The 12224-nt window shown below is 55.6% G+C and carries 13 protein-coding genes and 1 pseudogene; 3 read left to right on the top strand and 11 right to left on the bottom strand.

The features are described 5' to 3' along the window. Positions 1–217, top strand: a pseudogene (locus J1777_RS11815) (DEAD/DEAH box helicase); the annotation flags it as partial. Positions 218–343: 126 nt separating this feature from the next. Further along, complete coding sequence (locus J1777_RS11810; RefSeq protein ID WP_207575897.1) at positions 344–2086, top strand: M14 family zinc carboxypeptidase; 1743 nt, start codon at positions 344–346, stop codon at positions 2084–2086. 76 nt (positions 2087–2162) lie between these two features. Here J1777_RS11810 and J1777_RS11805 read toward each other — a convergent pair whose 3' ends face one another. From J1777_RS11805 to rpiA, 3 genes are all read right to left on the bottom strand, one after another. Continuing rightward, the gene (locus J1777_RS11805; RefSeq protein ID WP_207575896.1) at positions 2163–3812 is read right to left on the bottom strand and encodes a methyl-accepting chemotaxis protein; all 1650 of its coding nucleotides are present in this window, start codon (positions 3810–3812) and stop codon (positions 2163–2165) included. A 393-nt stretch (positions 3813–4205) separates the two neighbouring features. Further along, positions 4206–5435 (bottom strand): nucleoside recognition domain-containing protein, encoded by a 1230-nt coding sequence (locus J1777_RS11800; RefSeq protein WP_207575895.1) that lies wholly within the window; start codon positions 5433–5435, stop codon positions 4206–4208. 55 nt (positions 5436–5490) lie between these two features. Continuing rightward, on the bottom strand, positions 5491–6183 hold the full coding sequence (gene rpiA / locus J1777_RS11795) for a ribose-5-phosphate isomerase RpiA (protein WP_207575894.1): 693 nt from the start codon (positions 6181–6183) through the stop codon (positions 5491–5493). 37 nt (positions 6184–6220) lie between these two features. On the opposite strand from rpiA, the gene J1777_RS11790 reads away from it, so the two are divergent. After that, positions 6221–7267 (top strand): quinone-dependent dihydroorotate dehydrogenase, encoded by a 1047-nt coding sequence (locus J1777_RS11790; RefSeq protein ID WP_207575893.1) that lies wholly within the window; start codon positions 6221–6223, stop codon positions 7265–7267. 42 nt (positions 7268–7309) lie between these two features. On the opposite strand, the gene J1777_RS11785 is transcribed toward J1777_RS11790, so the two are convergent. The 8 genes from J1777_RS11785 to ccoO all read right to left on the bottom strand — a co-directional run bounded on the left by J1777_RS11785 (position 7310) and on the right by ccoO (position 12211). After that, positions 7310–7714, bottom strand: a complete 405-nt coding sequence (locus J1777_RS11785; RefSeq protein WP_207575892.1) for a hypothetical protein — start codon at positions 7712–7714, stop codon at positions 7310–7312. Next, a complete protein-coding gene (locus J1777_RS11780; RefSeq protein WP_207575891.1) occupies positions 7711–8142 on the bottom strand; it encodes a phage holin family protein in 432 nt (143 codons plus the stop codon). Before J1777_RS11780 ends, J1777_RS11785 begins: the two co-directional genes overlap by 4 nt. Positions 8143–8219: 77 nt before the next feature. After that, a complete protein-coding gene (locus J1777_RS11775) occupies positions 8220–8531 on the bottom strand; it encodes a DUF883 domain-containing protein (protein WP_207575890.1) in 312 nt (103 codons plus the stop codon). A gap of 137 nt (positions 8532–8668) precedes the next feature. Continuing rightward, positions 8669–8953: a FixH family protein gene (locus J1777_RS11770; protein ID WP_207575889.1), complete on the bottom strand. Its 285-nt coding sequence runs from the start codon at positions 8951–8953 to the stop codon at positions 8669–8671. A 27-nt stretch (positions 8954–8980) separates the two neighbouring features. After that, a complete protein-coding gene (ccoG, locus tag J1777_RS11765) occupies positions 8981–10411 on the bottom strand; it encodes a cytochrome c oxidase accessory protein CcoG (protein ID WP_207575898.1) in 1431 nt (476 codons plus the stop codon). Positions 10412–10478: 67 nt separating this feature from the next. Beyond that, entirely contained in the window at positions 10479–11405 is a 927-nt protein-coding gene (ccoP, locus tag J1777_RS11760; RefSeq protein WP_207575888.1) for a cytochrome-c oxidase, cbb3-type subunit III, read from the bottom strand. Between the two features lie 26 nt (positions 11406–11431). Continuing rightward, entirely contained in the window at positions 11432–11569 is a 138-nt protein-coding gene (locus tag J1777_RS11755) for a cbb3-type cytochrome oxidase subunit 3 (RefSeq protein WP_207575887.1), read from the bottom strand. A gap of 12 nt (positions 11570–11581) precedes the next feature. Then, complete coding sequence (gene ccoO, locus J1777_RS11750) at positions 11582–12211, bottom strand: cytochrome-c oxidase, cbb3-type subunit II (RefSeq protein ID WP_207575886.1); 630 nt, start codon at positions 12209–12211, stop codon at positions 11582–11584. Positions 12212–12224: the final 13 nt, after the last annotated feature.

Genomic DNA, 12224 nt, shown 5'->3' with positions numbered 1-12224 from the left:
CCAGCCCCCCACCGATGCCCACCTGGGCACCCAGCTGGGCCGCCCCCGCAAACCCGCCCGCGCTGGCGGCAGCAGCGGCCAGCCCGACCCCACCCGCACCAGCGTGGACCTGATGGTCGATCGCCCGCGCCGTGGCGGCCCCGGTTTCAGTGGCGGCCCCGGCTTTGCCGGCAACCGCCGCCGCAGCGGTGGAGGTGGCGGCAACTTCGGCCGCTAAGCCCTTCTGTTCAGGCCCCAGGCATTGCTATGCTCTGGGGCCTTTGTGTTTTTAGGCCAGTTCTTTTGCGATTTTGAGATGTTTGGCCGCCAGAGCCACGCTCTGGCCACTTGCGGTAGACCACATATGACAAAACCCCTTGCCCTTGTTGTTTCCCCCACCCCTGCCCATGGCGTAACTGCCAGGCCACGCCACCTGGCCTGGATGGTCGGCGTGCTGGCCTTAAGCGCCTGCACCAGTGTGCCGTTGCCCGAATGGCCCGGTACCAGCAGCACCACCACAACAACACCCGCAGCGCCAGCCTCCCCCCCAGCGGCCACGGCCCCCGCTGTGAGCACCAGCCCCATCAGCCAATCGCGCGTGCACGCCCTGCCCTACAGCGCTGCCGTGGCCGCCCTCTTTCCTGAACCCGACCAACGCTACCGCACCCCCGGTTTGGCACCAGAGCGCAGCAGCTTTACCAGCAATGCCGAATTGGCCGAGTTGCTGCAGCAACTGCCCCACCACAGCACCCCAAGCACCAGCAGCAGCGACGATGGCGTGCGCATCGCCGTGCTGCCGGCCGGAAATTCACAAAATGGCCGGGCGATTTCTGCCGTCTTGGCCGCCCAAAGCGCAGACCTCACCCCCAGCAGCCTGGATGCCACGCAGCGCCCCATGGTCATGATCGTGGCAGGCCAGCAAGGCAATGCCCCGGCATCGACCGAAGCCGTTTTGGCCCTGCTGCAAGAGCTGGATGAAGGCGGCTTGCTGCGCCCCATGCTCAGGCACATCAACTTGCTGCTGGTGCCCCGGGCCAACCCTGATGGCTTTGAAACCCAGCAAGCAACCACGGCCAATGGCACCGATCTGCGCCACGACCATTTGCGCCTGCAAACCCCCGAGGCCCGCGCTTTGGCACAGCTGATCACCCTGTACCGCCCGGCCGTGGTGCTCGATGCGGGCGAGTTTGCCGCCCTGGGGCCAACCCAAACCCGCTTCAACGCCACCCGCGCGAACGACATGGGCGTGCAATACGCCATGACCGCCAATGCGCATGAGTTTGTTACCAAAGCCGCCAAGGAATGGTTTTTTCAGCCCATGACCAGCCGCTTGGCACAAGCGGGCTTGCGCACCGACGCCCTGGCCGAACCCACCGGCAACAGTGCCGAGGCAGGCTTTGCCATGGACACCGTGCAGCCCACCACCCTGGCCAACATCGCCGCCCTGAAAAACGCCATTGGCCTGACCGTGCAAAGCCGGGGCAGCGACCTGGGGCTGCTGCACGCCCAACGCCGTGTGCATGGCCTGGTGCAAGCCATGCTCTCCGTGCTCGATAGCGCCAGCACGCGCGCCAGGGATTTGGCCCAAGTTGCCACCTTCGCCAGCCGCGACATTGCCAGCCAAGCCTGCCAAGGCAACCTACTGGTGCAGGCCCAAGGCGTACACGAAAAGCGTGAATTGCCCCTGATCGACCTGACTAGCAGCCACATCACCCCCACCCTGGTGGCTTGGCAATCGGCCCTGGGCCTGAGTGCCACCGAGCAGCGCAGCCGCCCCTGCGGCTACTGGCTATCGCCCGAGGCGCGCAACACCGCCGCCCAACTCGATCAGCTGGGCCTGCAAGTGCTGCGCGTTGCCGAGCTCTCGCCCCTGGTGGCCGATGGCTACACCGACCAGGGCGGCCACATCGTGACCCAGCGCCTCTTGGCCGATGCCATCCCCGGCAGCTACTACGTCAGCCTCAACCAAGGCCACGCCAACTTGGCCACCGCGCTGCTCGAGCCCGATACCCCTTACAGCAGCTACGCCCAAGGCACCCAACTGGACTTAAGCCACGTGCTGCGCGTTGTCACGCCGGCCCCGCTGGTGTTTGAGGATGATGAGTAACCCCAGACAAAAACACCCTGCTTAAAAGCGAAATGCCATCAAAATGATGGCATTTCGCGCTTATGAAATAAGCATTTCAAGCCGATAAGGCCAAAAATTCCTTTTCATCATTAGCGCAAGCTGCTATTGAGTTAGCAAGTGCCTGGCTGGGCCGATGCCCAGACTCTGGCACCTCCAGCGCTTGGCCCAAGTCAAACACCGCCACGGTGTGTACCAGCTCTTGGGCCTGCTGACTCAAGCTGAGCGCGGCGGCGGCCATCTCCTCGACCAAGGCGGCGTTTTGCTGCGTGGTTTGCTCCATTTGCACCACCGACTGGTTCACCTGGGCCACGCTCTGGCTTTGCGCACTGCTGGCAGCCGTGATCTCTTGCATGATCTGGGCCACCTGGGCAATCGATTGCACCACTTCGGCCATGATCCGGCCGGTTTGATCCACCTCGTGCGTGCCCGCTTGCACACTGCCCAAGCTGCTGTGGATGAGCTGCTTGATCTCGCGGGCCGCATCGGCGCTGCGCCCTGCCAGGGCCCGCACCTCGCTGGCCACCACGGCAAAACCGCGGCCCTGCTCACCGGCGCGGGCCGCTTCAACCGCCGCATTCAGCGCAAGAATATTGGTTTGGAAGGCAATCGCATCAATCACGCCAATGATGTCGCCAATGCGCCCGGCACTGGTTTGAATTTCCCCCATGCTGCGCACCACCGACTCCATGGCGGCACCCCCCTGGGTGGCCACCTGGCGGGCTTTTTGCGAAAGCTGGTTGGCCTGCTCAGCACTGGCAGCGTTTTGGCGCACGGTGGTGTGCAGCTGCTCCATGGTGGCTGTGGTTTGCTGCAGGGCGCTGGCCTGGTGCTCAGTGCGGGCCGACAAATCCTGGTTGCTTTGCGAAATTTGCGCACTGGCCGAGGCAATACCTTCCGAGCCTTGGCGCACCCGCCCCACCACTTGCACCAAACCGGCTTGCATTTGCTGCAGTGACAGCAACAAGCGGGCCGTTTCACTTTTGCCCACCACCTGGATGTTTTGCGTCAGCTTGCCCTCGGCCACCGCATCGGCCACACGCACAGCATCGGCAATCGGGCGGGTAATGCTGCGAATAATCCACAGCGACAAAATAGTTGCCCCCAATAAAACAATCATCGTGGCAGCGCCAATCACCCAATACATATTGGTCACCGACTGGCTGGCCACTTCGACCGATTGATTCATGAGTTTATTTTGCACATCCACCAGATTTTTTAGTGCCGCATGGTAAGCATTGCGCTTATTGGGCATTTCTAAAATCAGCAAAAACAAAGCATCATCCAAACGACGATCGCGCACCAACTCAATATACCGATCTTGCGCATCAATGTATTCCAGGCGCGGCCCTTTGAAGGCTTCTAAAATTGCTTGCTCTTCTGCGTCCATTTCCTGGGTTTGCAAAAATTGCAGCGCCTCGGCAATCTTGGCCCGCGTGGCCAATACTTTTTCGATTAAATCCTCGTGGCTGGCGCTTTCCTTGTAATGCAGCATGTGGCTGATAGACACTTCATTGGTATTGAGCAAGTCTTTGATTTCTTCAATTTTGACCACTTTAGGATATTGCTGGTGTATGACCGATTCAAAATCATCATGCAGATTTTTCGCCTTCCATAATGAAGTGGCGCTGATCAAAAATAACAACACCGCCATCAAGCCAAAACCAAGCGTCAGTTTGGTGCTAATTTTAAAATTATTAATATTCATTTACCCGTCTCCCTCAAGCATCCCAATGCATAACAATCGCTTACATTACTTGAAGAAGACTTACAGGCTGAAATAAAAACCGTGTAAACCACACGGGATTAGCGCAATTTTTGTCAGCAAAAAGACTTTTTGTTCAGCACCCAGTCACTTTTGTGATTATTTTGCGAAAAATTTATCAGGGTTATTCCGTAATTTTTTATGGGCTAGCCCGCCGAGCGGTGGGTTTTACGTACAAACCATGACCAGGGTAAACACTGGGCGCAACTGTCTGCTAAAAACGCTGAAAGCGACTATTTACTCTTAATAACAAAGCTTGAAACGCTTACCAAGCAACGTTTTATTAATATTTTTCTTAAAAAATGACTATAAATAAGCGTTTATAGCTATCATTTTTCAAGCAAAAAACCAATAACACACCCCTATCGCCGCCAGCACCCCAGCCAATTCAGCCAGCAGCGCACACGCTACCGCATGGCGGGCACGCTGAATGCCCACAGCGCCAAAGTACACGGCCAACACATAAAAAGTGGTTTCCGTACTGCCTTGGATGGTCGCTGCCAGCAGCGCCGCAAAGCTGTCCACCCCATGGCTTTGCATGGTTTCAATCAACATGGCCCGTGCGGCGCTGCCAGAAAAGGGCTTGACCAAGGCGGTGGGCAAAGCATCCACAAAGCGGTTGTCCACCCCCGCCAGCCCCACCAGATAACGAACGCCGTCCAGGGCATAGTCCAACGCCCCGCTGGCCCGCAGCACCCCAATCGCACACAGCATGGCCACCAGGTAGGGCAACAAATCGCGGGCGACGGCAAACCCCTCTTTCGCCCCGGCGATAAAGCTGTCGTACACCGCAATCTTTTTCCAGGCCCCGACCAGCAAAAAAAGTAGCACCACAGCAAACAGGCTGAGGTTGCCCAGCAGCCCCGACAGGCTGGCCAAGGCCGCCGCACTCAAACTGGCCAGCAAGGCCATGAACGCGGCCAACCCCAGCGCCAAAGGCAGCAAATACGCCAGCACCACCGGGCTGAGCAAGGGCAGGCGCTGCACAAGGGCCACGCTGACCAGTCCAACCAGGGTCGAGGCGGAAGTGGCCAGCAAAATGGGCAAAAAAACCAAGGTGGGATCGGCCGCGCCCTGCTGCAAGCGGTACATAAAAATCGACACCGGCAGCAGCGTCAGCGACGAGGCATTGAGCACCAAAAACAAAATCTGCGCGTTACTGGCCGTGGTGCTGCTGGGGTTGAGTTCTTGCAGCGCCCGCATGGCTTTCAGCCCCATGGGGGTGGCCGCATTGTCCAGCCCCAGGCCGTTGGCAGCAAAATTGAGCGTCATCAGCCCCAGGGCCGGGTGGCCACGGGGTATTTCAGGCATGAGCTTGGCAAACAAAGGGGCCAGCCAGCGGGCCAGGGCTTGCACAATGCCAGCCTCTTCAGCAATGCGCAAAAAGCCCAGCCACAAAGTCAAAGTGCCAAACAGCAGCACCATGACCTCGACCGAGAGCTTGGCCATGGCAAACAGCGCTTGCACCATGGCGGCAAACACCTGCGCGTTGCCAGCCAGCAACCACTGCGCCAGTGCGGCCACGGTGGCCGTGAGAAAAAATCCCAGCCACAAGGCATTGAGCATGGCAATCTGCCTTTACGGGAACGCTAGCAAAAACGGAGAAACAGCCAACCCAAACTCAGTAAGTGAGCGTGCGCACGCCCTCGGGCGTACCCAGCAGGCACACCTGCGCTTTTTGGTGGGCAAACACGCCGACAGTCACCACCCCGGGCCATTGATTCACTTGGGATTCAAACGCCAGCGGGTCGGTGATTTTCAAACCATGCACATCCAGAATGTGTTGGCCGTTGTCGGTCACCAAAGGCTGGCCATCTTTCAAGCGCAGCTGGGCATGGCCGCCCAGATCGGCAAAGCGACGGGTAATCTGCCCTGCCGCCATGGGGATCACCTCGACGGGCAATGGAAATGCGCCCAGGTGCGCCACCAGCTTGGAGGCATCGGCAATGCACACAAACTGCTGGGCCAGGGCAGCGACGATTTTTTCGCGGGTCAATGCAGCGCCGCCACCTTTGACCATATAGCCTTGGCCATCAATCTCATCGGCGCCGTCGATGTACACGCCCAGGTGCTCAACCGCATTCGCATCGAACACCGGAATGCCCAAAGCCAGCAAGCGCTCGGTGCTGGCCACGGAGCTGGAAACAGCGCCTTTGATTTCCCCCTTCATGCTGGCCAAGGCATCAATGAATTTATTCACCGTCGAGCCCGTGCCCACGCCCACAATTTCGCCCGGGCGCACGTACTGCAAAGCGGCTTGGCCGACCAGAGTTTTCAGTTCATCTTGATGGATGGGGGCAGAAGGGGCTGTCATAAGAGAGAATCCTGGGGAAAAACCTTGGATTATCGCTATGTCACTCATTCCCTACGCGCTGATGCGCCCTGTTTTGTTCGCCATGGATCCCGAAGCGGCCCACGACCTGACCATGCAACGCTTGGCACAAAGCCAAAACACCTTGCTGCAAGCGGCCTGGCAACAAACCCAAATCAGCGACCCCATCACCCTGGCGGGCCTGACCTTCCCCAACCGCGTGGGCTTGGCCGCCGGGCTGGATAAAAACGCCCGCTGTATCGACGGCTTGGCCGCTATGGGCTTTGGTTTTGTCGAGGTGGGCACCGTCACCCCAAAACCCCAGCCAGGCAATCCCAAGCCACGCATGTTTCGCCTGCCTGAGGCCAATGCGCTGATCAACCGCTTTGGTTTTAACAATGATGGCCTGGACGCTTTTTTGCACAACGTGCAGCAGTCCAAAGTGCGCCGCAAGGGAAAATCCCTGCTGCTGGGCCTGAACATCGGCAAAAACGCGGCCACCGCCATCGAAAACGCCACGCAGGATTACCTGATTTGCCTTGAAGGCGTGTATCCCCATGCTGACTATGTGACGGTCAATATCAGCTCGCCCAACACCAAGAACTTGCGGGCTTTGCAAAGTGATGAGGCACTGGACAGTCTCTTGGCCGCTGTTGCCCGGCGCCGCGAAGAGCTGGCCCAGCAGCAAGGCAAACGGGTGCCAATCTTTGTCAAAATCGCCCCGGATTTGACCCCAGAGCAAGTGCAAGTGATTGCCGCCACCTTACAGCGCCATGGCATGGATGGCGTGATTGCCACCAACACCACCATCAGCCGCGAAGCCGTGCAGGGGCTGCCCCATGCCGATGAGGCCGGTGGCCTGAGCGGTGCCCCAGTCCTTGAGGCCAGCAACCGGGTGATTGGCCAGCTGCGCCAAGCCCTGGGCAAAGACTTTCCCATCATCGGCGTGGGTGGGATTTTGACTGCGGCCGATGCCGTCAGCAAAATCCACGCCGGCGCCGATGTGGTGCAGCTGTACAGCGGCTTGGTCTATACCGGCCCTGAATTGGTCACGCAAGCGGCGCAGGCATTAAAGAATCTGCGCTAACCGCCTGCTGCATTCCCACCCCTGGGTGGGATCGGTCTTGAATTAGCGCTTCAATTTGAGGAGCATTGGCAACAGCGTTGGCAAACTGCCCCGCACCACACGCAGCAAGCGCCGTGGGCCAATCATCAAGACTGCCGCTACCCCTGCCGAGGCCAGCGTTGTGGGATGCAAACGGGCGAACATGGCCAGGCGCTGGAGCAAAGGGGCATTGGCATCCACTCGCTCTGCACTGGCCAGCAATGCCGCTTGGCGGGCGCGTGTCAAGCGTGCCAGCAAACGCTGATCCCGCTGCGCTGCAATGCGCTGCAGCACTTCCCGCTGTGCTGGGGTGGCCCACTTCCAAGCACTGCTTTGACGCAATTGAACCAAAGCAGAAATTGGGGTGCCCTCTGCCTTGGCAAAGCCAGCATCTCGCTCTGCGCCAGGCTTTTCAAGCGTTTCACTCATGCGCCGTCCTTTTCTTGCTGAGGGCTTGGTCCTGCTTGCCGATCGCACCACTCCTGCCACTCTTGGCAATCACGGGCCAATTCGGCTTTGGTCAAGGCAAAAGCTGGGCGTTTTTGCAGCAAGGCACTGCGCAGGGCGTACACCACCAAGCACCAAGCAAAGGTCCACACCCCAGCAATCGTCCAAGCTACCCCAATGCGGTGCGGGGTATCCCAAAAGTACACCAGCACAGCCAACGAAATGAGCAGCGCAGCAACCAGTCCGAAAGCCACCACAGCAATCACCAAAACCAGCACGGTTTGCCAATGCTTTCGCTCTTGCGCCCACTCAAGCGCCGCTAAAGCGAAACGGTCTTGTGCCGCTTGCTTTGCTTCTTGGGCGCAAGCGCCCAAGCGCTCTTTCCACGCCTGCAAGCCTAACCAGGACATCCAGTTCACATCAACGCTTTCATTCAGCCCACTTGGGCGTGAAAGGCCATCTTTCATGCCCAGACCATCACCAAGATTTAACGACGGGCAAGTAAAAAGCCCACCAACGCCCCCACCGCCAATGCCGCACCCGCAACACGCCAAGGCTCATCATGGGCGTAGCGATCTGCAGCTGCTGCCGCTTCGCGGGCTTGGCGTGCAGCTTCTTGGGCCGCCTCGACTGCCGATTCCCGGGCACGGCTTAGGCCCTCATCAATCCGATCACGCAAAGCACCAATTTGCGGAATGCTGTCCAAATCCTTGCTGGCCAGTAAACCCCGCAGGTCAGAGACCAAACGCTCCAAGTCTTGCTGGGCAGAGGAAACCGTATCAGAGACAGAAAAAGACATAACTTCACCTTTCTTAGAGCAAACCAAGGATGCTATCGAGCATCCTATGAACATTCAGAGACTTTGCATACTCTACCGGTTTTCTATCGACTCTTGGTACGAAAAAACCATAAACAAGGAGCCGTTGGCTCCTTTTTTTACGGCCTCAGCGGTGGCAAATCCTCATCCGGGGTAGCCGCGTGGTTGCGCACAGTGTGTGCAGGCCCCATATTTTTTTGCTGAGCTCGCAGCGTTTTATTAATGTTTGTACTATTTTCATAATAGTTTTCATCAATAACAGGATCGGCCGCAGAAAAAGCAATTACGGCCGTAATGATCCCGGCAATCACCACAATCAAAGGGCCACTAATAATTAGCCAAACATGACCATATTTCCACCAAGGGCCAGAATTCTTACTCTCTTGAGCAGATGTAGATTGCATAAAATTTAATCCTTCAAAAAGCAATTTTTACCTAGGAACCAAGAATACAGAGCGCTCAGAAACCATTCCTTTTTCACTTTCTGCATCCACATCAAAAATAATTGGGTGGGAGCCACTGCTGGCAGAACCGTAAGGAATCTGCACCCGAACTGGCAGTCCTACCGTATCTGTAGCGGGCACTACAACCACATTACCTTCCACCAGCTCAATACCCTCCAGCCCATGCACACGAACATGGTACTTCTGTGGTGTCTCAGTGGCATTCATGATTTGTAAGCGATAAGTATTTTCCAACTTTCCACCCCCCACAATGCGAGCCAAAGAAGCTCGATCACGAATAACATCCACTTTCAATGGCTGACGCAGACTCATGCTAACGACCGTAGCAATACTCAAACCAATCAAAACAACCGTATAAATCAACACTCTAGGGCGAAGCACCTTGCGCAGAATCTTAGATTTTGCCCAACCTTGCTCTACCCCGTTTTGAGTAGTAAAACGGATTAACCCGCGTGGATATTGCATATTATCCATAATGCTGTCGCAAGCATCAATGCACAAACCACAACCAATACATTCATATTGAAATCCATTGCGAATATCAATACCTACCGGACATACCTGAACGCATAATTTACAATCAATGCAATCCCCAAGCCCCTGGGATTTATAATCCACTCCCTTGCGACGAGGGCCGCGCTGCTCACCACGGGCAGGATCGTAGCTCACAATCAAAGAGTCACGGTCAAGCATGGCACTTTGAAAACGGGCATATGGGCACATGTATTTACATACCTGTTCACGCAAATAGCCTGCATTCCCATAGGTTGCAAAACCATAAAACAGCACCCAAAAAATCTGCCAATCACCTTGTAATTGCACAATCTCCAATCCCAAATCTCGAATAGGAACAAAGAAGCCTACAAAAGTAAACCCTGTCCATAAAGAAACTGCGATCCATAAGAATTGCTTAAAAGATTTCTTCCAAATTTTCTCAAATGTCCAGTTGCTATTATCCAGTCGAATACGAGCGCTGCGATCACCCTCAACTTTTTGTTCAATCCACATGAAAATTTCGGTATATACCGTTTGCGGACAGCTAAACCCACACCACAGTCGCCCGGCCACTGCTGTAAATAAAAAAAGGGCAAGCGCACAAATAATCAGCAGTGCCGCAAGATAAATCACATCCTGCGGGTATAAAACCATCCCAAATAAGTAAAACCTTCTGGCGCCAATATCAAACAATACCATCTGGCGGTCGCCCCACTGAATCCAAGGGACGACATAAAAAACAAATTGGGTAAAAAAGACCAACGCCCAGCGCCAGCGCATAAAAAACCCGTTAATTGAGCGAGGATAGACCTTCTGCTGCGCTTCAAAAAATGCATGTGAACCGGCATCTACCGATTTCATCGGCTGCATTTTTTGATCTTTCTTACCCTCTTCCTGCTTCATAGATTTCCCAAAATTTTGCAATAAAAAAAGCGGCATCATCGTGCCGCTTTTTCTTCAACCAAAGTAGTTAGTTTGCTGTACTGGGTTTATTCGAAAGGCTCCAGACGTATGCAGTCAGCACATCGATCTGGGCGGGCACCAGCTTGCCACCGTTCTCTTTGGCCTGTGGCGGCATGATATTTACCTTGCCATTATTGATCATGTCAATAATCGTTGCTTCGCCCCAGCCATGTAACCAGATGTCGTCTGTGAGATTAGGAGCCCCCAGGGCTTGCATCCCTTTGCCATCTGCGCCGTGACAGGCAGCGCAGGCAACAAACTTATCTTTGCCTAAGACAGCTCTGGCAGAGTCGTGCGGGCTGCCCGACAAGCTCAAGACGTAATTGGCGAGGTTGCGGACATCTTCGGCCTCACCCACAGCCGCAGCCATAGGAGGCATCATGCCTTGACGACCTTGGGTAAGGGTTTCATGGATTTTCTCAGGGGTTCCACCATGCAACCAGTCGTTATCGGTCAAGTTGGGGAAGGACTTTCCGCCACGGGCATCCGAGCTATGGCATTGGGCGCAATTGTTCTGGAACAGATTGGCACCAATAGCCATGGCTTGGCTGTCTTTGGACATTTCCTCAACACTCATCGCAGTAAAGCGAGCGTACAGGGGGGCCAAATCGGCTTCAGCTTTTTGTACCTCGGCTTCATAAGCACCGACTTGCGACCATTTGAATTGACCAGAAAACGACCCCAGACCTGGATAGGCAATGAGGTAGAAAACGGAAAAGACAATGGTGGAAACAAACAACCACATCCACCAACGGGGCATGGGATTGTTCAATTCGCGCAAGTCACCGTCCCAAACGTGGCCAGTCGTGTTGTCAGCTGCAGAATCAACCTTTTTACGGGCTGTCAAAATCAATAGCAGCAAGCAGCCAAAAATGCCAACTATCGCGATTACCGCAATGTAGATTGACCAAAAATTGTTTACAAAATCGCTCATAAGTTGTTCTCATTCATAAAGAGGAGTCAATCTTGCTCAAAAGGCAGGTTGGCTGCCTCATCGAAACGGCCTTTATTGCTGCGGGCATACGCCCACAGCGCAATACCTATAAAGCAAGCCATGGAAGCCACCGTTGCGATGATGCGCATAGTTGTGATGTCCATAGTTCTCCTCCTTTACTTAGGCAAAGCCGTGCCGAGGCCCTGCAGATAAGCGATCACAGCATCCATTTCTGTTTTGCCCTTGACAGCTTCTTCAGCACCCGCGATTTCTTCATCGGTATAAGGCACGCCGACTTTGCGCAAAGCACTCATGCGCTGGGCCACTACCGTGTGATCCACCACCGTATTTTCCAACCAGGGGTAGGCCGGCATGATGGACTCAGGCACTACGTCACGTGGATTGACCAGGTGGATGCGATGCCATTCATCGCTATAGAGGCCACCGACACGGTGCAGATCCGGACCGGTGCGTTTAGAGCCCCATTGGAAGGGGTGGTCGTACACAAACTCACCAGCCACAGAATAGTGGCCATAACGCATTGTTTCGGCACGGAAAGGACGAATCATTTGCGAGTGGCAGTTGTAGCAACCTTCGCGAATATAAACATCGCGCCCCAGCAAGGGCAAAGGCTCATAAGGCTTAACCCCAGCAATCGGCTCGGTGGTCGATTTCTGGAAGAACAGCGGAACAATTTCCACCAAGCCGCCCACGGCCACCACCAAGAAGGTCAAAACGATCAGCAAGAAGTTGCTGGTTTCCACCTTCTCGTGGGTAAACCCCGCTTTTTTGTTGTTTGTAGACATGTTTTACAGCTCC

The organism is Comamonas denitrificans (genome assembly GCF_017368815.1).
GTDB lineage: Bacteria > Pseudomonadota > Gammaproteobacteria > Burkholderiales > Burkholderiaceae_C > Comamonas > Comamonas denitrificans.
This window is presented reverse-complemented; position numbering and strand designations above follow the sequence as displayed.